Below are 17,786 nucleotides of genomic sequence, written 5' to 3'. Positions count from 1 at the left end.
CGTATGGATTTTCAGGGCTGGGCCGCCGGCGCGCGCCGGGGGGCGCGGGCCGCGGCGAATGGTCATGCTCAGGCTTGCGGCGCTTCGCCGCCGGCTGCGTCCGCCCCGGCCAGGAGCGGCGCGTCGCCGTGGCCGGGCGGCAGCCCTTCCGGCAGCCAGCGGTAGCCGCAGGCGTCGATGCGCAGCACCCGCCCCTGCCACACCGGCGCATGGGCCGCTTCATCCGGCGGCAGGCCGCATGCCAGGGCGAGCAGCGCCCGGGCGACGCCGCCATGCGACACGATCACCGCGTCGCCGGCCAGCTCCGCCAGCAGCGGGGCGAGGCGGGCGGCCACGGCGGCGTAGCTTTCGCCGCCCGGCGGGGTGAAGGTCCAGGGGCTGGCCTTGCGCGCCGCATGGGCCTGCGGCGCGCAGGCGCGGATTTCCTTCCAGGTCATGCCCTCCCAGCGGCCGAAGGAGATTTCGGCGAGGCGCGCGTCCGTGACGTAATCCGCCGGGTCGAGGCCCATGGCGGCGCGCATGATCTCCATGGTGAGACGGGTGCGGGAGAGGGGGCTGGCCAGCCAGCGCAGCGCGTGCGGCCGCGCGCCAAGGCCGGCGAGCGTGCGCCCGGCGATCTCGGCCTGGCGGCGTCCGCGCGGATTGAGGGACGTGTCGCGCCGGCCCTGCAGGCGGCCGGCGGCGTTCCAGTCGGTTTCGCCGTGGCGCACGAACAGCAGGACGCCGCGCGGAATGATCCGCTGCGGCGTCACGCCGGCGGATCCGGATGACGGCGCGGGCGCGCTCACCGCGGCGCTCACTCCCTGTTGAGGACGATGTCCGGGGCGTCCGGATTCTTCATGCCGACCACGTGGTAGCCGGCGTCCACATGGTGCACCTCGCCGGTGACGCCGCGGGAGAGATCGGAAAGGAAGTAGACGGCGCTGTCGCCCACGTCCTCGATGGTCACCGAGCGGCGCATGGGCGAGTTGTACTCGTTCCACTTCAGGATGTAGCGGAAGTCGCCGATGCCGGAGGCCGCCAGGGTCTTGATCGGGCCGGCGGAAATGGCGTTGACGCGGATGTTCTGCGGGCCGAGGTCCGCCGCCAGATAGCGCACGCTCGCCTCAAGCGCCGCCTTGGCCACGCCCATCACATTGTAGTGGGGCATCCATTTTTCGGCGCCGTAATAGGTCAGGGTGAGGATCGAGCCGCCACCGGGCATCAGCTTCTCGGCCCGCTGGGTGATGGCGGTGAGCGAGTAGCAGGAGATCAGCATGGACTTGCTGAAATTGGCCTCGGTGGTGTCGAGGTAGCGGCCCGTCAGCTCGTCCTTGTCCGAGAAGGCGATGGCGTGGACGACGAAGTCGATGGTTCCCCACTGCTTCTCCAGCGTGGCGAACACGGCGTCGATGGTGGCCGGGTCGGTGACGTCGCAGTGGCCCACGACAATGGCGCCCAGCTCCGCGGCGAGGGGCTCCACGCGTTTCTTGAGCGCGTCGCCCTGATAGGTCAGGGCGATTTCCGCGCCATGCTGGCGCGCGGCTTTCGCGATGCCCCAGGCAATCGACTTGTTGTTGGCCAATCCCATGATGACGCCGCGCTTGCCGGCCATGAGATTACTGATCTGCGCAACATTGCCTGTCATGTGAACTGTAACCTTGGCGCCGACCGGAAACGCCGACGCTTCATCCGCTGCATCATTAGCCGACGCGGGCGGGGGACGGAAGCCCGCCCGCGCCCGCGATTCGCCATAATTCATGTCCGCTCCGCCCGCCGCGGGCCCGCCGCCCCAGGGCTTGCGCGGAGCGCGCGCCGTAGAAGCCGGAAAGCGGCCGGACCGCCGGCGGCCCCTCCCTTTCACCGCAAATACGGCGCTTGCGCGGCGCCTGATATGGTTTATACCCGCCGCCCTTGCAGGCGCCGCACGGCATGGCGTCGCCCGGGCGGCTGTGGCCGGCCGGTCACGGCGCGCATCCGGCCGTTGCGGAAATGCGGTTTGCAGTCCTCTATACGGGGGGAGGGCCCGCGCCGGCGAGCCGGCAGGCGGGGCCAGGGGCGAATTACATGGTGATGCGACAGGGCGGGGACGAAGGCAGCGCGGCTGATGCGTCGCGCGACGCGCAGGACGCCCGCACGGACTTGACCCGCATGGATCCGGCCCACGCCGCCGCAGGGCATGGCCACGGTCCCGCCGGCAGGGCCGGGTTCTGGGGCCTGGTCGTGGGCGCCGCGGGCGTGGTGTTCGGCGACATCGGCACCAGCCCGCTCTACGCCTTCCGCGAGGCGGCGCGGGTCGGCATGGAGAGCGGCCTCGACGCCCGCGCCTCCGTCATCGGCGTGCTTTCGCTCATCCTGTGGGCGCTGATGGTGGTGGTGACGCTGAAATACGTGTTCATCCTGCTGCGCGCCGACAACAACGGCGAGGGCGGCATTCTCTCGCTGATGGCGCTGGCGCAGCGCGCCGTGGGCCACAGCCGCAGCGGCGCCATCGTCGTGCTGGGCATGCTCGGGGCGGCGCTGTTTTACGGCGACGCCATCATCTCGCCGGCGATCTCGGTGCTCTCCGCCGTGGAGGGCCTCAAGCTGGTGACGCCGGCGCTGGACCACGCCGTGCCGCAGATCGCCAGCGCCATTCTCGCCGCCCTGTTCCTGGTGCAGAGCCGCGGCACGGCGACGGTGGCGCGGCTGTTCGGGCCGGTGATGATCCTGTGGTTCGCGCTGCTGGCGGCGGGCGGCCTCTACCACATCCTCGACGATCCGGGCGTGTTCGCCGCCCTTGATCCGCGCTATGGCGTGGACTTCATCATTCACAACGGTTTCGTCAGCCTCGCCATTCTCGGCGCGGTGTTCCTGGCGGTGACCGGCGCCGAGGCGCTCTACGCCGATCTCGGCCATTTCGGGGCCGGGCCGATCCGCTTCACCTGGTTCGTGGCCCTGCCGGCGCTGGCCCTGAACTATCTCGGCCAGGGGGCGCTGGTGCTGTCCCATCCCGAGAAGCTGGCCAATCCGTTCTTCCTGCTGTTCCCGGACTGGGCGCTGATGCCCATGGTGCTGATGGCGACGCTGGCCACCATCATCGCCGGCCAGGCGGTGATCACCGGCGCCTTCTCGCTCAGCCGCCAGGCGATCCAGCTCGGGCTGCTGCCGCGCCTCGAAATCCGTTACACCTCCGAAACCACCTCAGGCCAGATCTACCTGCCGCGCATCAATTACCTGCTGCTGGCCGGCGTGCTGCTGGCGGTGGCGCTGTTCCGCAATTCCGGCGATCTGGCCGCCGCCTATGGCGTCGCCGTCACCGGCACCATGGTGGTGACCACGCTGCTGGCCTTCATCGTCATCTGGAAGAGCTGGAAGCGGCCGGCGTGGCTGGCGGCGGCGGCGATGCTGCCGTTCCTCGCCATCGACTCCACCTTCCTGTTCGCCAACCTGCTCAAGGCGCTGCACGGCGGTCTGTTTCCCATCATCGTCGCGGCGCTGATCATGACGATGATGCTCACCTGGCGGCGCGGCGCGCGCATCGTGCTGGAGAAGACCCGCAAGGCGGAGATGCCCATCAACGAGCTGGTGGACATTCTCTCGCGCAGCAATCCGCACCGGGTGCGCGGCACCGCCGTTTTTCTCACCAGCGATCCGGACTTCGCCCCGGCGGCGCTGCTGCACAACGTGAAGCACAACAAGGTGCTGCACGAGAAAAACGTCATGCTGACGGTGATCACCGAGGACAGGCCGCGGGTGCCGGACAGCGAGCGCGTCTCCATCGAGCCGCTGCGCGACGGCTTCAGCCGGGTGACTATGTCGTTCGGTTACGCCGAGACGCCCAACGTGCCGCGCGGCCTCGCCATCGCCCGCAGCCAGGGCTGGCGCTTCGACATCATGTCCACCTCGTTCTTCGTGTCGCGCCGCTCGCTGCGCATCGGCGCCGCGCCGCGCATGCCGCTGTGGCAGTCGAAGATGTTCGTGTTCCTGGCGCGCAACGCCTCCGACGCCACGGACTTCTTCCAGATCCCCACAGGCCGGGTGGTTGAGGTGGGCACCCAGGTGACCCTGTGACGGCCGCCCGGCGCCGCGGGCGCCCTGACGGCGCCGCCGCGGTCAGGCGCTGATCCCGTCCGCGTCCTGGCCCGGCCGGCGGGCGAGCGGCCGCGCGGCGTCGCCGCCGGGGCTGCGGCGCCGGGCCGCGCCCCCGACTTTATTATGAAACCATTCATCTTGCCGCCTGAATTCCGGCGATTTACCTGAAATTTCCGCCGTCCCGCCCTGATTTCGCCGCCGCCTTCGTCTGAAAATGCGCGCGCGTGGCGCGGCCAGGGGCCGCGACGGCGCATGGATCCGCAATGGGCGCAGGGGGAGCGCCGGCGGTCCGGATGATCGCAGACATTGCGGAGGGACCAGACAATGGCAGATATGGCTCGGGCAGATACAGCCCGCAGACACGCCGGCCGCGCGCCGGCGAAGCAGTCCGAACGGCGCGAGACCGCGCCGCTCACCTTCAGGCCCATCGGCCTGCCGGCTCTGGCCGGCGCGCTCGCCGCCGCCCGCGGCGCGGGGCGCGGACGTGCGGCCGGCGACTGCGTCGTCCTGCCGCCGCGCGAGGCGGACGGCGAGGATCCGGTGGCCTGCCGTTCGGGCGCCTGACGCTCCGGACCGGGAGGCGGGCGCCGCCTTCCGCCGGGCGGCCGCCGTCAGGCGGCCGCGCTCCGTCACCGGCCGCCGCCCTGGCGGCCGTTTCTGTCCGCACGCCGCCTGCTGGCGGCTTTCTTTCTGGCGACTTTCTTTTCGCGCCGCGGCTGCGGCGGGGACGCGGGGATCCGCCCGGGCGACAGCCGCCGGAACAGCGGGTGCAAAAAGGACGGGCCCGCCGGAGGCGGGCCACGCATGCGTCAGCCCGGAAGGGCGCGGCTCAGTGCCGCGGCCGGGTCGAGAAGCTGCCCTCGCGCAGGCGCGCCGGCAGCGTTTCGGCGAAGGCCGCCACGGCCTCCTCGCCATATACGCTGACAAGCTCGCGGAAGGCGGTGAACAGGGCGGCGTGAGCCATGCAGTCCCCGTCCAGCCCGTCCAGCTGCGCTTCGGCGAAAGCTTCGGACAGGTAGTTCAGCGCCGCCTGCTTTTCTTCGCTGGCTTCGCCGAATTCGTAGTCGAAATGTGTGTCGTTCATTCACTCAAGCCTGAGCGCCGGCGCCATTCGCCATGCGGCGACAGGATAGTCGCCGCCCCGCGGGGCGCCACCAGGATCTTTCCAGACAGTTAACACGGATGGACGCCGGCGTAAAACGCCGCGTGCGTCCTGGCGACGCCCCCCGGCATGGTCAACTGGCCCCGCGGCGGGCGCCCCGACAGTAATGGCGCTGAAATTACGGTCGCGTTCCAGGTAAACGGCCGGGCGGCCGCCAGCTGTTCGCGCGCTGTCGCCGGCGCCAGCCTCATCTGGAGCCAGAATCCGCTGTCCGCCGTCCGCACATGACTTGCGTCAGCGCCGGACTCCGCCGGCGTTCCGGCGGGAAGTCCCGCCGCATGGCCGCACGCCGGCCGCGGCGTCGCCGCCAGGCCGGAGGCGGCGGGCCGGGGGCGCCGCGCCAGGGCGCGGCCGCGGCCGCGGCCTAGCGTCGCGCCAGGGCGGCGAGCGCGCGGGCGAGCTCCTCGCCTTCGGCCAGATAGCGGGTGATGACCTGCGTCGTCGCCGGGGTGCAGCGGCGGTGGCTGAGGCTGTAGGCGCTGCGCCCGGCGTTGAAGGCGCTGACCAGCAGCTCGCGACGCATGGGCGCGCCGGATTCGGCGTCGGCCAGGGCCTGAAGGCGCTCGCGCCACTTGAGGGCGTCGGCGGCGCCGCACAGCTGGCGCAGCCACGACAGCGCCCCCATGATCTCCGCCAGCCGCGCCATGCTCCGGTCCACCTGCGCGGCGGTGGAGGCGGCCGTGGCCGGCGGCGGCGCGGACGCCGCCAGCGCCGCCCAGCCGATGGTCCACGCCGCGACGGCGCCGGCGCGCGCAAGGCGTCGCCAGCCGTGGCCGGGCGGCCCCATCCGTCCGCCGCGCTCCGTGGTCGCTTGCATGCGGCCGTCTCCCCCGTTCAGCGGTCGTCCCCCGCCGGCCCGTCGCCGGTCACGCCGCCGGCGCCTCCGCCAGGCGCAGCGCCCGGCGCGCCAGCTCCTGCAGTCCGTCCGTCACGTTCAGCGCCGCCATCTCGGCGGGCGTCGCCCAGCGCACGGCCGCGGCTTCGGCGCTCACCTGCGCCTCGCCCGCGATCCAGCGCGCAGCGAAGCAGATGATAACATAATGGCGCAGCACCCGGTCGGCCTCGTCGGCCGGCGCGGCGCCGCCGCGCTCCCATGCCACGTGCTCCAGATGTCCGGCGAGGCCCGTGATGCGGGCGCTGACGCCGGTCTCCTCGCGCAGCTCCCGCAGCGCCGCCGCCTCCAGCGATTCGCCAGCCTCCACCAGACCGCCCGGCGCGCTCCACACCAGCGGCGGGGCCACGCGCCGCGCCACCAGCACGCGCCCGTCGCGCACGGCGAGGCAGCTGGCCGCCAGCAGGGGGCGGGCCGGATAGAGCCGGTCGGCGGCTTCGCCCGGGGCGGGCCGGACAGGTGAGGGCGCAGGCGGCGCAGCGGCGCTGGACATGGCGTGCTCCCGGCGGGGGATAGGCGCGGACCGCGCCGTGGCCTTACGGGTACAGTCGCTGGCGGCTCCACGGCGCTGACGCCTCTGGCCGCGTGAACAGGACGCGATCATGCAGGCGGAAGGGACGGTCATGCCAGAACTCGATGGCGAGCGGCGTCAGGCGGTAGCCGGTCCAGTGCGGCGGCCGGGGCGGCGCCGATCCTTCCGGATATTTTCGCTCCAGCTCGGCGACGCGGGCGACGAGCGTCTCGCGCGAGTCGAGCGGTTGCGACTGGTCGCTGGCCCAGGCGCCGAGCCGGCTGCCATGCGGGCGGCTGGCGTAATAGGCGTCGGCCTCCGCGTCGCAGACGCGGCTGACCGGGCCGCGCGCCCGCACCTGGCGCCCCAGCGACTTCCAGTGAAAGACGATGGCGGCCCGGCCGGCGCCGTCCAGCTCGCGGCCCTTGGCGCTCCGGGTGTTGGTGAAAAAGCTGAAGCCGCGTTCGTCAAAGCCCTTCATCAGCACGATGCGGGCGTTGGGCATGCCGTCGCCGTCCACGGTGGCGAGGGTCATGGCGTTGGGATCGGAAGGCTCGGCGGCGGACGCCTCCGCCATCCAGGCGGCGAACAGCACGAAAGGGTCGGCGGCTGTCGTGAAGTCACCGGACATTAACGGTTCCAAGGCAATCCTCCGTCCTGATCGCAACCCATGGAGACCCACGTTGCCGTCTGTCGCGCCGAACACAGGCCGGTCCCCGTCCGGAGCGATATATACGCGCGCCAGCGCTTTTGGCGAAGAACGCAAGGAGCCCGGCGTCGCGGCGGCGGTCCTGCGGGCCGCGGCGCTGGCGGCCTGTCTGGGGCTGGCGGGGTGCGGCTTCGCCATTCCCATCGGGCCGCTGGCCAGCGACGGGCTCACCACCGGCTCGGTGACGCCGGCGCCGCCGGCGCCGGCGGCGCAGGCGTCCGGGGCCGCGGCGCGCGGGCTCGGCGACGACCTCACCGGGGAGGACTGGCGGCGCGCCAGCAACGCCCTCGCCGTCGCCCTTGATCCGCTCGGCAATGGCGAGCGCACCCCCTGGGACAACCCCGAAAGCGGCCGCTCCGGCGCGTTCCGCGCCGCCGGCATGCCCTATGTGCGCGCCGGCGAGGTGTGCCGGCAGTGGGAGGGCGAACTGCGCGGCGCGGGCGTCACGCGCCGCCTGAAAGGCTCGGCCTGCCGCGCTCCCGGCGATGAATGGCGCGTGGCCTCGGTCTCGCCCGTGTGACATCGCCGCGCCGGAACGCCCGCCCTGCGCGGCGCCGTCGCGACATAGTTGTAAATTGGCAACAGTCTCCCATATGCAGGAAGACAGCCATGCGGCGGGTCAGCGACCCTGGCCGCGGCGTTGCGCGGCGGGCGGCGCGGGGGCGCCCGGAAGGGGCGGTCAGGGGCCGGGCGCGGCGCGCTTGCGGCGGCGGATAACGCTGCAGTCTGCGTCAGGCCAGGCTATTGTCGTCCGGGGACGGACGCGCCCGGGCCGGCGCGCCGGCGCATGGTCACGGGATTCAGGCCCAACAGGGCGCAGGAGCAGACAGGGTATGCGTGATCCGTATCAGGTTCTGGGCGTTGCGCGGGACGCCAGCGAGGCGGACATCAAGAAAGCGTTCCGCAAGGCTGCGAAGACCTGGCATCCGGACCAGAACAAGGATCCGAAGGCCAGGGAGCGGTTCGCAGAAATCAACGCCGCCTACGAGATCCTCGGCGACAGGGAGAAGCGCGGCCAGTACGACCGCGGCGAGATCGACGCCGAGGGCAAGCCGCGTTTCCAGGGCTTCGAGGGTTTTGGCGGGGGCCGCCCGGGCGGCGGGTTCGGCGGCGGCGGCTTCGAGGGCTTCAGCTTCGGGTTCGGCGGCGATCCCTCCGACCTGTTCGGCGCCGCCTTCCGCGACGCCATGGGCGGCGGCCGCGGCCGGCGCGCGCCGCCGCGCGGCCATGACGTGGAGGCGGAGATCGCCGTCAGCCTGCGTGAGGCGGCGCTGGGCGGCCACAGGCGCCTGCAGCTTCCCGGCGGCCGCGAGGTCAGCGTGACCATTCCGCCCGGCGTGCGCGACGGCAAGGTGCTGCGCCTGCGCGGCCAGGGCGAGCCCGGCATGTTCGGCGGCGAGTCCGGCGACATGCTGCTCACCGTGCGCATCCGCGACGACGGGCATTTCGAGCTGGACGGCGACACGCTGCGGGCCCGCCTGCCGGTGTCGCTGGAGGATGCGGTGCTTGGCGGCAAGGTGCGCGTGCAGACCCTGGACGGCGAGGTGGAGATGTCGATTCCGCCGATGACCACCAGCGGCCGCGCGCTGCGCCTGCGCGGCAAGGGCTTCCCGAAGGCCGGCGGCGGCCGGGGCGACCTGATCGTGACCGTGGAGGTGCAGCTGCCCTCCGAGCCCGATCCGGAGCTGACCGGGCTGATGCAGAAGCGCCGCGCCGCCCGCGGCGGCTGAACCTGGCCGGCGCGGCGGGCCGGAAAACGGGGGCCGGAAACGGCTGGCGCAAAAAAGGGCGGCCCGGGGCCGCCCTTTCGTCATCCGCGCCCCGTTCCCCCCGGACGCTGTGCGGGCGTCAGGGGCGGCCGTCTCAGCCCTGGCGGACCAGCGGCGGGGGCGTATAGCCGCCGAGCAGCCGCTCCAGCATGCCGGCCACGGCGATGGTGGTGAGGTCCGCCCCTTCCGGCCCGATGACCTGCACGCCGGCCGGCAGCGCGCCTTCCGCCTGCGGCACGGGCGCCACCGTGGCCGGCAGGTGCGCCACCGTGGCCAGCGAGGCCCAGTGCAGCAGGTCGAAATAGGGCGCGGACGCGCCGTCGCCGAGGTCGAGCCGGCGGGCGTGGATGTCCCTGTTGTGGTCATGCAGGATGGCGGTGACCGTGGCCGGCGGCGCCAGCACCACGTCATGGCCGGCGAAGAACTCCGCCCAGGCCTGCTTGATCTTCTCGCGGCGGGCGACCAGCGCGCGCCATTCCGCCGCGCCGAGGCCGGCGGCGCGGCACTGCTGCGCCTGGTGACTGTGGTCGTCCGGGGCGAAATTCGCGGCGTTTGCGGCGAGGCGCTGGCGCACCTTCTCGGGCACGGCCGAGAGGGCGATGGCGTGGTTCATCAGCGCATAGACCTCGAAGGCCTCGAAGAAGCTGAACGCGGGCCGGGCGGTTTCGCTCACCACGGCGCCGGCCTTCTCCAGGGCGCGGGCGGCGGCGCGCACCGCCGCCGCCACCGGGGCGGACACCGGCGCCGCCGGCTCGTCCAGCCACACGGCGACGCGCAGCCCCTCTGGCGACTCGCGGCGCGGCGGCTCCAGCCTGGCCAGCGCCCCCTGCGGCGAGTCGGCGCCGGCCACCAGCGACAGCGCCAGGGCGAGATCGGCAGCGGAGCGGGCGATGGGGCCGCCCACGCCGAGGTCCGGATTGTGGCTGGTCACGCCCGGCGCCGGCGGAATGTGGCCGCGCATCGGCGTGAGGTCCCAGGTGGACTTGTGGCCGAACAGGCCGCAGCAGTGCGCCGGCCAGCGGATGGAGCCGCCGATGTCCGAGCCCCACTCCAGCGACGACATGCCCGTGGCCACCGCCGCCGCGGCGCCGCCGGAGGAGCCGCCCGGGCTGCGGGCCAGGTCCCAGGGATTGCTGGTGGAGCCGTAAATGGCGTTGAACGACTGCCAGTCGCTGGTGAAGGCCGGCACGTTGGTCTTGCCGTAGATCACCGCGCCGGCGGCGCGCAGGCGCGCCACCGCCGTGGCGTCCTCCTCCGGCACATGGTCCTTCAGCGCCGGCGCGCCGGCGGTGGTGGCCATGCCGCGCACCGCGTAGGAGTCCTTGATGGTCACGGGCAGGCCGTCGAGCGGCAGCGCCCGGCCGGCGGCGCGGCGGGCGTCGCTGTCGCGGGCGGCGGCGCGGGCCGCCTCCACGTCCATGGCGACCACCGCGTTCAGCTGCGGGTTGAGCGCCGCCACCCGCTCCAGCGCCATGTCGAGCAGCTTTTCGGCCGTCACGTCGCCGCGCTCCAGCGCCGCAAGTTGTTCCGTGGCGGATGTGGTCAGCAGGTCCATGGCGTGCTCCTCGGCGCGGTTGTCGTGGCGCCCGGCCGGGGGAACGGCGGGCGCGACCGTATTGTTAGCGCCGGCGCCGGCGCGCGCAAATGGCGTCCGCCGCCGGGGGAAGGGCCCCGCCGGCCCGGGCGCGCCGGCGCCGGCGGCCAAAGGAGGCCTCAGGCCTCGTCGATCGCGGCGCGCCAGGCGCGCTGGATGCGGTCGAGCGCGGCGATGTCCTGCGGCGGCAGCCGGCCAAGGGTGCGCTGCACATAGGCGCGCTGGATGGCCAGCGCCTGCTCCGCCACCGCCCGGCCGCGGTCGGTGAGATGCAGGGCGTGGCTGCGCCGGTCGCCGGGCAGGGGGCGGCGTTCGGCGAGGCCGCCGCGCACCAGCCGGTCCACCAGGCCGGAGACATTGCCCTTGGTGACGTAAAGCCGGTCGGCCAGCTCCTGCTGGCTCAGGCCCTCATGTTCGGAAAGGGTGGAGAGCACGTCGAACTGCGGCACCGACAGGTCGACCGCGCGCAGCTCGGCGGTGACGCGCGCGTACAGGCGCCGGTTCAGGCGCACGAAGCGCAGCCACACCTTCATCACGTCCGGCGCAGCCGCGTCCGGCGCCGCTGGAGCGCGGGATGATTCCCTGGTTCCGGAGCCGTGCCTCAAGGTCGCCTCGTGCGGTCAGGCCGGCGCGCCGGCCGGCGCGCGCGGGCGGAGCGCCGTCGCCGCCAGTGACGCCGTCGCCCGCCGGGAAACAGACGGAGCCGTCGCTTCGCAGGCCGCCGCCGGCGCAGATATAAACCATCGCCGCCCGCGATTGTCACGACGACGGTCTTCGTCGCCAACGTAACAGTTGTGCCGGCCGTGAACTTCCTCTTTTATCTGGTTCTCCGCCCGGGGAAAAAAGCAACGGGCGGCGAACCGGACGCCTCCGGACGGGCCGTCGACGCGCAATCACTGACATCAGGCGCGGCGACGCCCGCCATTCCCGTCAGGGCGTGACGCCTTCCCGCGGATCCGCGCGATCCCGGGACACGGAAGGGCCGCGCGCCGTGGACCCGTCGCACGCGGGCTGTCCGGCCAGTTACAGGAGATCACGAACGTGCAGGGTCTGATGCAGGACTGGCCGCTGCTGATACACCGCATTATCGATCATGCGGCGTTGCAGCATGGCGCGCGCCAGGTCATCACCCGGTCCATCGAGGGGCCGTTCCACGCCACCACCTACGCGCAGATCCGCGCCCGCGCCCTGAAGGTGGCCCAGCGCCTCACCCGGGAAGGGATCACGAAGGGCGACCGCGTCGCCACCCTCGCCTGGAACACATGGCGGCACATGGAGACGTGGTACGGCGTCACCGGCGTCGGAGCCGTGTATCACACCATCAACCCGCGCCTGTTCGAAGACCAGATCGTCTATATCGCCAATCACGCCGAAGACCAGCTGATGTTCCTCGACCTGACCTTCGTCGGCATGGTCGAGAAGCTGCAGGAGCGGATGCCGACCATCCGCAAGTACGTCGTGCTCACCGACGCGGAGCACATGCCCCCGACCAGCCTCAGGAACGCCGTGGCCTATGAGGACTGGATCAGCGAGGCGGACGGCGACTTCGCCTGGGTGACGGTGGACGAAAACGACGCCGCCGGCATGTGCTACACCTCCGGCACCACCGGCAATCCCAAGGGCGTGGTCTATTCGCACCGCTCCAACGTGCTGCACGCCATGATGTGCGTGGCCCCGGACGCCATCGGCCTCGCCTGCACCGACTCGGTGCTGCCCATCGTGCCGATGTTTCACGCCAACAGCTGGTCGCTGGCCTTCTCCGCCCCCATGGCCGGCGCCACGCTGGTGATGCCGGGCATGAAGATGGACGGCCAGTCCATCTACGAGATTCTTGAATACGGCAAGGTCACGCTCACCGCCGCCGTGCCCACCGTGTGGCTGATGCTGCTGCAGTACATGGAGGCCAACAACCTGCGGCTCTCCACCCTGCGGCGCGTGGTGATCGGCGGCTCGGCCTGCCCGCCGTCAATGATCGAGAAGTTCGAGAAGGTTTACGGCGTCACTGTGCGTCACGCCTGGGGCATGACCGAGATGAGCCCCATTGGCTCCATCGGCGTGGTGAAGCCGGATTATGGCGATCTCTCCTGCGACGAGATGCTGGCGGTGAAGGCCAGGCAGGGCGCCGCCCCCTTCGGCGTCGAGATGAAGATCGTCGACGACGGGGGCCGGCGCCTGCCGTGGGACGGCAAGACCTTCGGCCGGCTGATGACCCGCGGCCCCGCCGTGGCCCGCGCCTATTTCCGCGGCGAGGGCGGCGACATTCTCGATGACGAGGGCTTCTTCGACACCGGCGACGTCGCCACCATCGATCCGTTCGGCGCCATGCAGATCACCGACCGCGCCAAGGACGTGATCAAGTCGGGCGGCGAGTGGATCTCATCCATCGACATCGAGAACCTCGCCGTCGGCCATCCCGACGTGGCCGAGGCGGCGGTGATCGGCGTGCGTCATCCCAAATGGGACGAGCGGCCGCTGCTGGTGGTCGTGCGCAAGCCCGGCCGCAACCCGGAGAAGGCCGACATTCTCGCCTTTCTCGAGGGCAAGATCGCCAGATGGTGGATGCCGGACGACGTGGTGTTCGTGGACGAGCTCCCCCACACCGCCACCGGCAAGATCCAGAAGATGGACCTGCGCCAGAAGTACGGCGACTATCTGATGCCGAAAGCGTAAGGCGGCCGGCGCCTGCGCGACGCCGCGGCGCCGGCCCCGCGCCGCGGCGGATGCGTGTTTCAGGGGCCGCACGGGGAGGTCTGGCTTGCTCAGCGCGGCGGGAATAGCGTGATGCGGCGCGCGCAGTTTCTGGAAACGCGCACGAAGGCCGGTCGCGCCGGCCGTTTCCTCGCCTGGTTCGGCCTGTTTGCGGCGCTGGGCGCCGTGGCCGTGGCGCGCGCCGGCCGCATCACGCCGGCGGAGACGCTGGCGGTGCTGTGCGCCGGCTGGGCGGTCTCGCTCGCGGCGCTGGCGCTGTCGGCGGCGGGCGTCGTCACCGTATGGCGCGAAGGCGCGCGCGGCGGGCTCGCCGCGGTCACCGGCCTTGTGGTGAGCGTGCTGTCGCTGCTCTGGCCGGCCGTGGCCGCCCTGCAGCTGTGGCGCGCGCCCGGCGAGGCGGACATCGTCACCGACGCCGCCGATCCGCCGGCGTTCTCGCCCGGCTTCGTGACGGTTTCGCCGCCGCGTCCGGCGGGCGCGGGCGGCGAACCAGGTCATGGCCTGGCGCTGCCGCTGTTTCTGGAAAAGTCGCCGGCCGCCGCCGCCGCGGACGCCGCGGCCGCCGCCCGCGCACTTGGCTGGCGGACCGGACCGGTGATCGCCGGGGCCGGCGGCGCCGCTTCCTTCGAGGCCGCCGCCCGCGGCGACATTCTCGGCATGCCGCAATATGTGGCGGTGCGCGTGCGGCCCACCGCCGACGGCGCCCAGCTCGACGTGCGCGTGGCCGATCCTTACGGCTTTCTGGTTCCCGGCTCTGGCCGCCGGCGGATCCAGGAGCTGCAGGAGGCGGTGCGGGAGCTGGCCGGGTGAAAAGGGCGTCCCGTCGCGGCGGGAAAGGGGCTCAGGCCAGCCGGTAGCGGCCCTTGAGGCGCGGCTGGCCCTCGGTGACCACCCTGCCCTGGTTCACCAGATCCTCAAGATGCGCGAACACCGAGAGGCCCGCGGCGCCGACCAGCGCCGGGGCGAGGCCCTCGTAGAGACGCGGCACGATCTCGTCCACGGTTTCGTCGCCGGCCTTCAGCCGGGCGAGGATCGCGTTTTCGCGCTGGCGGCGGTGCACCATCAGGCCGCGCACCAGCCGCTGCGGCTCGTGCACCGGCGCGCCGTGACCGGGCCAGTAGACGGCGTCCTCGCGCCCGCGCAGCTTCTCCAGCGAGGCCATGTAAGCGGACATGGAGCCCTCGGGCGGGGCGACGATGGTGGTGGACCAGCCCATGACGTGATCGCCGGAGAACAGGCCGTTCTCTTCCGGCAGGGCGAAGGCCAGGTGATTGGCGCTGTGGCCGGGGGTCTCGATGGCGACGAGGGTCCAGCCGGGGCCGCAGACGGCGTCGCCCTCGCGCATCACCATGTCCGGCGCGTAGTCGAGATCGGCGCTGGCGTCGAGATTCGCGCCTTCGCCCTCGGCCAGCGGGCGCGCCAGCTGGTGGGGGCCGCAGCCCACGAGCTTCGCGCCGGTGGCGGCCACGAGCGGGGCGGCGCCGGGCGAGTGGTCGCGATGGGTGTGGGTGACGACGACATGGCTGATGGTTTCGCCGCGGGTGGCCGTGAGAATGGCCCCGATATGGCGTTCGTCCAGCGGGCCGGGGTCGATGACTGCGACCTCGCCGCGGCCGACGATATAGGTGTTGGTGCCGCGGAACGTGTAGGGGCCCGGGTTGTCCACGACGATGCGGCGCACCAGCGGGCTGAGCTCCATGACGACGCCCGGGGCGACGTCAAATTCTTTGACGAAGGCAGCTTCTTCGGACATTCCGGTCTCCTCCGGGAATGAACTAGCGCAGCTGCGGCGCAATCGCCAGAAGTAACGGTCGCTCCTGTCATGCGTGCGGCGGTGGACAGGCGTCGCCGGCGTCCGGGAAGCGGCCGGACGGGGGGAGGGAACGGAAGAGCGCCCTGGGGGGAGGCTTTCGCCGGGGGCGTCTGCGCCCCGTTTTCAGTCCGGACGGATGATGACGGGCACATGTCCGGCGCCGGGAGCGCCGTCGCCGGCGGCGCGGGCCCGCTTGCGGCCGCCCTTGCGCAGGCTCTGCAGGTTGACGGCCTGTTTCTGCCGTTCGCGCGCATATTGCGAGCGGGATCTGGCGTAATTCGGCGCCACCATGGGATAGTCAGGCGGCAGGTTCCATTTCTTGCGATATTCCGCCGGCGTCATCCCGTAGACGGTGGTGAGATGCCGCTTCATGATCTTGAATTTTTTGCCGTCCTCCAGACAGATGATGTAGTCCGGGGTGACGGAGTTCTTGATCGGCACGGCCGGTTTCTGCGCCGGCTGGGGCGGTTCGGCCTTCCCTGACAGCCGGTTCAGGGAGTCGTGCACCGTATTGATGATTCCGCTGATTTCATTCTGGTCCAGGGTGTTGTTCTGCACATAGGCTGACACGATTCTCGCAGTCAGCGTGACCAGGTCCTGATTTACTTCGGCTTTTCGCATGTCAGGGCGTCTCCACTTGGGTCCGGAGCGCCTGTCGGGGGCAGCGGCGCGGAGCGCCGGCGACAGTTTCTCCTGGCTCATGCGTATTTTGCGAATGGTTATCGTTTTCTTCAATCATAAATTTGTGTGATCGTGTAGCAATTTAAAATTGGCGCCTGATCTGGCGTCACACGCCGGATATACATTGGCGATGCGGTAACCGCGCCGGCGTGACGTCCTGCCCGTACGGCCGGGCCGCCGGCGACGGGCGTTGCGCGTCAGTTCAGGAAATCAGCAGACGACGCAAAAGAACCATGGCGCGTTTCAGGATGATTTTCCTGCGGGAGAGATCATGCCAAATATTTAATGGCGGGGTGCTTTCCAGACGCAGTTATTCGGGAAATGATGGGGAAACGCCAGCAGGGACAACGTCGCGCGGGAAGTTTTCGCAACGTCGCGCGGCGGCCGGGTGAGACCCCTCTGGCACGGGGGAGGGCGCTCTGATGACGCATGCATCCATGCTTGGCCGCGCGCTGGTCGCCGCGGCGCTGATAACCGTGAGCGCGCCGCAGGCGGCGTCCGCGGGGAAGAACCATGGCCCCGGCGTCACTGACGCGGAGATCCGCGTCGGCAATACCATGCCGTACAGCGGGCCCGCCTCGGCCCTGGGCGCCGCCGGCAAGGTCATCGCCGCCTATTTTGCGATGGTGAACGACAGCGGCGGGGTGAACGGCCGGAAAATCGACTTCCGCTCGCTTGACGACGGCTTTGCCCCGCCGAAAACCGTGGAGCAGACGCGCAGGCTGGTGGAGGACGACCAGGTGGCGTTCATGTTCGCCACCATGGGCACGGCGCCGAGCTCCGCGATCCAGCGCTATCTCTCCCAGAATGGCGTTCCGCACGTCTTCGTGATCAGCTCGGCGGCGAAGTTCAACGATCCGCAGAACTTTCCGCTGACGATCGCCTTTCCGTGGCAGCCGCCCTACGCGGCCGAAGCGCGCATCTATCTGGAGCATCTGCGCAGGACGAGGCCTGGCGCGCGCGTCGCCGTGCTCTACCAGAACGACGACAGCGGCAAGGAATATGTGCGCGGCCTGCGCGAGGCGCTGGGAGCGGAGGCCGACAGGGTGATCGCCGCGGCGCTGCCCTTCGAGGTCACCGAACCCACCGTTGACTCCCAGATCGTGACCCTGGCGGCGACGAAGGCCGACGCGCTGATGATTCTGGGGGTGACGCCGCGCGCCTGCTCCCAGGCCATCCGCCGCGCCTGGGAGACGGGCTGGCGACCCGTGCGCTTCCTCGCCAGCAGCTGCATCAATCCCGAGCAGATCCTGAAGCCGGCGGGCCTGGAGAAGGCGGACGGACTCGTCACCATGCTCGCCTTCCGCACTGTGACGCCTGATTCGGCGAATGATCCGCCGGTGGCCGGGTTTCTCGACTTCATGAAGAAATACGCGCCGGCGGTCGATCCGGCCGATTTCTACGCCGTCTACGGCTATACGGTCGCCGGGGCGCTGGTGGAGGTGCTGAAGGCCGCCGGCGACGACCTGACGCGCGAGAACATCATGAAGCAGGCGGCAAACATGAAGGGCGTGCGCCTGCCGATGCTGCTCGACGGCATTACCCTCAACACCTCGCCCACGGACTACCGCCCGTTGCGCTCCGGCTATCTCGCGGTGTTCCGCGACGGCCAGTGGCGGCCGTTCGGCGAGCTGCTCACCGCCGACTGACAGGGCGCGCCGGCGGCGGGGCCCGCCGCCGCCCGGCGCGGCGCCCCGGCGTCCCTCCAGAAAAGGGGCGCGCGCGCCGGCGCAGCCTGCTGGACCATGCGAAACAACGCTCGCCGGCCCGTCTGCAACGCGGCCGTTCCTGCTGCGGCGGAGCGGTTTTCCGGCTGGGGGATAATGCGCCGCCAATTTCTGCGCAGGCGGCGGCTGATCCGCGGGGACATCAACATAAGGGCCCCTCCGGGGC

General features: G+C 71.3%; 17 protein-coding genes. 7 read left to right on the top strand and 10 right to left on the bottom strand.

Going from position 1 to position 17,786, the window contains the following annotated elements:
• Nucleotides 1–68 precede the first annotated feature (68 nt).
• On the bottom strand, nt 69–752 hold the full coding sequence (locus tag ACFFJB_RS09375; protein ID WP_376830938.1) for a histidine phosphatase family protein: 684 nt from the start codon (nt 750–752) through the stop codon (nt 69–71).
• Between the two features lie 44 nt (nt 753–796).
• Complete coding sequence (gene fabI, locus ACFFJB_RS09370) at nt 797–1,627, bottom strand: enoyl-ACP reductase FabI (RefSeq protein WP_376830937.1); 831 nt, start codon at nt 1,625–1,627, stop codon at nt 797–799.
• A gap of 425 nt (nt 1,628–2,052) precedes the next feature.
• On the opposite strand from fabI, the gene ACFFJB_RS09365 reads away from it, so the two are divergent.
• A complete protein-coding gene (locus tag ACFFJB_RS09365; protein ID WP_446680588.1) occupies nt 2,053–4,032 on the top strand; it encodes a potassium transporter Kup in 1,980 nt (659 codons plus the stop codon).
• A 345-nt stretch (nt 4,033–4,377) separates the two neighbouring features.
• Nucleotides 4,378–4,617 carry a hypothetical protein gene (locus ACFFJB_RS09360; RefSeq protein ID WP_376830935.1) on the top strand — a complete coding sequence of 80 codons (240 nt, stop codon included), beginning with the start codon at nt 4,378–4,380 and terminating at the stop codon, nt 4,615–4,617.
• A 265-nt stretch (nt 4,618–4,882) separates the two neighbouring features.
• Here ACFFJB_RS09360 and ACFFJB_RS09355 read toward each other — a convergent pair whose 3' ends face one another.
• The 4 genes from ACFFJB_RS09355 to pdxH all read right to left on the bottom strand — a co-directional run bounded on the left by ACFFJB_RS09355 (nt 4,883) and on the right by pdxH (nt 7,249).
• Nucleotides 4,883–5,137: a hypothetical protein gene (locus ACFFJB_RS09355; protein ID WP_376830934.1), complete on the bottom strand. Its 255-nt coding sequence runs from the start codon at nt 5,135–5,137 to the stop codon at nt 4,883–4,885.
• Between the two features lie 442 nt (nt 5,138–5,579).
• A complete protein-coding gene (locus tag ACFFJB_RS09350; protein WP_376830933.1) occupies nt 5,580–6,032 on the bottom strand; it encodes a TIGR02301 family protein in 453 nt (150 codons plus the stop codon).
• Between the two features lie 49 nt (nt 6,033–6,081).
• A complete protein-coding gene (locus ACFFJB_RS09345; protein WP_376830932.1) occupies nt 6,082–6,600 on the bottom strand; it encodes an NUDIX hydrolase in 519 nt (172 codons plus the stop codon).
• A gap of 43 nt (nt 6,601–6,643) precedes the next feature.
• A complete protein-coding gene (pdxH, locus tag ACFFJB_RS09340; protein WP_376830931.1) occupies nt 6,644–7,249 on the bottom strand; it encodes a pyridoxamine 5'-phosphate oxidase in 606 nt (201 codons plus the stop codon).
• A 52-nt stretch (nt 7,250–7,301) separates the two neighbouring features.
• Between pdxH and ACFFJB_RS09335 the strand changes: the two genes are divergently transcribed.
• Both ACFFJB_RS09335 and ACFFJB_RS09330 read left to right on the top strand, forming a co-directional pair.
• Entirely contained in the window at nt 7,302–7,847 is a 546-nt protein-coding gene (locus tag ACFFJB_RS09335; RefSeq protein ID WP_376830930.1) for an RT0821/Lpp0805 family surface protein, read from the top strand.
• A 313-nt stretch (nt 7,848–8,160) separates the two neighbouring features.
• On the top strand, nt 8,161–9,057 hold the full coding sequence (locus ACFFJB_RS09330; RefSeq protein ID WP_376830929.1) for a DnaJ C-terminal domain-containing protein: 897 nt from the start codon (nt 8,161–8,163) through the stop codon (nt 9,055–9,057).
• A gap of 133 nt (nt 9,058–9,190) precedes the next feature.
• Here ACFFJB_RS09330 and ACFFJB_RS09325 read toward each other — a convergent pair whose 3' ends face one another.
• Both ACFFJB_RS09325 and ACFFJB_RS09320 read right to left on the bottom strand, forming a co-directional pair.
• Nucleotides 9,191–10,651: an amidase gene (locus ACFFJB_RS09325; protein WP_376830928.1), complete on the bottom strand. Its 1,461-nt coding sequence runs from the start codon at nt 10,649–10,651 to the stop codon at nt 9,191–9,193.
• A 158-nt stretch (nt 10,652–10,809) separates the two neighbouring features.
• A complete protein-coding gene (locus ACFFJB_RS09320) occupies nt 10,810–11,223 on the bottom strand; it encodes a MarR family winged helix-turn-helix transcriptional regulator (protein WP_376830927.1) in 414 nt (137 codons plus the stop codon).
• A 520-nt stretch (nt 11,224–11,743) separates the two neighbouring features.
• On the opposite strand from ACFFJB_RS09320, the gene ACFFJB_RS09315 reads away from it, so the two are divergent.
• Both ACFFJB_RS09315 and ACFFJB_RS09310 read left to right on the top strand, forming a co-directional pair.
• Nucleotides 11,744–13,360, top strand: coding sequence for a long-chain-fatty-acid--CoA ligase (locus tag ACFFJB_RS09315; protein ID WP_376832619.1), 1,617 nt, complete (start codon nt 11,744–11,746; stop codon nt 13,358–13,360).
• Between the two features lie 111 nt (nt 13,361–13,471).
• The gene (locus tag ACFFJB_RS09310; protein WP_376830926.1) at nt 13,472–14,209 is read left to right on the top strand and encodes a hypothetical protein; all 738 of its coding nucleotides are present in this window, start codon (nt 13,472–13,474) and stop codon (nt 14,207–14,209) included.
• Between the two features lie 31 nt (nt 14,210–14,240).
• Here ACFFJB_RS09310 and ACFFJB_RS09305 read toward each other — a convergent pair whose 3' ends face one another.
• Together ACFFJB_RS09305 and ACFFJB_RS09300 are read right to left on the bottom strand one after the other, a co-directional pair.
• Nucleotides 14,241–15,152, bottom strand: a complete 912-nt coding sequence (locus ACFFJB_RS09305; RefSeq protein ID WP_376830925.1) for an MBL fold metallo-hydrolase — start codon at nt 15,150–15,152, stop codon at nt 14,241–14,243.
• A gap of 183 nt (nt 15,153–15,335) precedes the next feature.
• Nucleotides 15,336–15,833: a Ros/MucR family transcriptional regulator gene (locus tag ACFFJB_RS09300; RefSeq protein WP_376830924.1), complete on the bottom strand. Its 498-nt coding sequence runs from the start codon at nt 15,831–15,833 to the stop codon at nt 15,336–15,338.
• A gap of 482 nt (nt 15,834–16,315) precedes the next feature.
• Here ACFFJB_RS09300 and ACFFJB_RS09295 point away from each other — a divergent pair, with 482 nt between their 5' ends.
• Nucleotides 16,316–17,542: an ABC transporter substrate-binding protein gene (locus ACFFJB_RS09295; protein WP_376830923.1), complete on the top strand. Its 1,227-nt coding sequence runs from the start codon at nt 16,316–16,318 to the stop codon at nt 17,540–17,542.
• The last annotated feature ends 244 nt before the right edge of the window (nt 17,543–17,786 follow it).

Origin of the sequence: Camelimonas abortus, from assembly GCF_042432745.1 — a bacterium.
In the GTDB taxonomy this organism is placed as follows: Bacteria; Pseudomonadota; Alphaproteobacteria; order Rhizobiales; family Beijerinckiaceae; genus Camelimonas; species Camelimonas abortus.
Note: the sequence above shows the minus strand (reverse complement) of the source record. Positions and strands in the feature narration are given on the sequence as shown.

What these genes read in the sequence shown, in the direction of transcription:
- fabI (WP_376830937.1), bottom strand. Translation starts at nt 1,627, where the DNA reads ATGACAGGCAATGTTGCGCAGATCAGTAATCTCATGGCCGGCAAGCGC.
- ACFFJB_RS09365 (WP_446680588.1), top strand. Translation starts at nt 2,053, where the DNA reads ATGCGACAGGGCGGGGACGAAGGCAGCGCGGCTGATGCGTCGCGCGAC.
- ACFFJB_RS09360 (WP_376830935.1), top strand. Translation starts at nt 4,378, where the DNA reads ATGGCAGATATGGCTCGGGCAGATACAGCCCGCAGACACGCCGGCCGC.
- ACFFJB_RS09355 (WP_376830934.1), bottom strand. Translation starts at nt 5,137, where the DNA reads ATGAACGACACACATTTCGACTACGAATTCGGCGAAGCCAGCGAAGAA.
- ACFFJB_RS09350 (WP_376830933.1), bottom strand. Translation starts at nt 6,032, where the DNA reads ATGCAAGCGACCACGGAGCGCGGCGGACGGATGGGGCCGCCCGGCCAC.
- ACFFJB_RS09345 (WP_376830932.1), bottom strand. Translation starts at nt 6,600, where the DNA reads ATGTCCAGCGCCGCTGCGCCGCCTGCGCCCTCACCTGTCCGGCCCGCC.
- pdxH (WP_376830931.1), bottom strand. Translation starts at nt 7,249, where the DNA reads ATGTCCGGTGACTTCACGACAGCCGCCGACCCTTTCGTGCTGTTCGCC.
- ACFFJB_RS09330 (WP_376830929.1), top strand. Translation starts at nt 8,161, where the DNA reads ATGCGTGATCCGTATCAGGTTCTGGGCGTTGCGCGGGACGCCAGCGAG.
- ACFFJB_RS09325 (WP_376830928.1), bottom strand. Translation starts at nt 10,651, where the DNA reads ATGGACCTGCTGACCACATCCGCCACGGAACAACTTGCGGCGCTGGAG.
- ACFFJB_RS09320 (WP_376830927.1), bottom strand. Translation starts at nt 11,223, where the DNA reads ATGAAGGTGTGGCTGCGCTTCGTGCGCCTGAACCGGCGCCTGTACGCG.
- ACFFJB_RS09315 (WP_376832619.1), top strand. Translation starts at nt 11,744, where the DNA reads ATGCAGGACTGGCCGCTGCTGATACACCGCATTATCGATCATGCGGCG.
- ACFFJB_RS09310 (WP_376830926.1), top strand. Translation starts at nt 13,472, where the DNA reads ATGCGGCGCGCGCAGTTTCTGGAAACGCGCACGAAGGCCGGTCGCGCC.
- ACFFJB_RS09305 (WP_376830925.1), bottom strand. Translation starts at nt 15,152, where the DNA reads ATGTCCGAAGAAGCTGCCTTCGTCAAAGAATTTGACGTCGCCCCGGGC.
- ACFFJB_RS09300 (WP_376830924.1), bottom strand. Translation starts at nt 15,833, where the DNA reads ATGCGAAAAGCCGAAGTAAATCAGGACCTGGTCACGCTGACTGCGAGA.
- ACFFJB_RS09295 (WP_376830923.1), top strand. Translation starts at nt 16,316, where the DNA reads ATGACGCATGCATCCATGCTTGGCCGCGCGCTGGTCGCCGCGGCGCTG.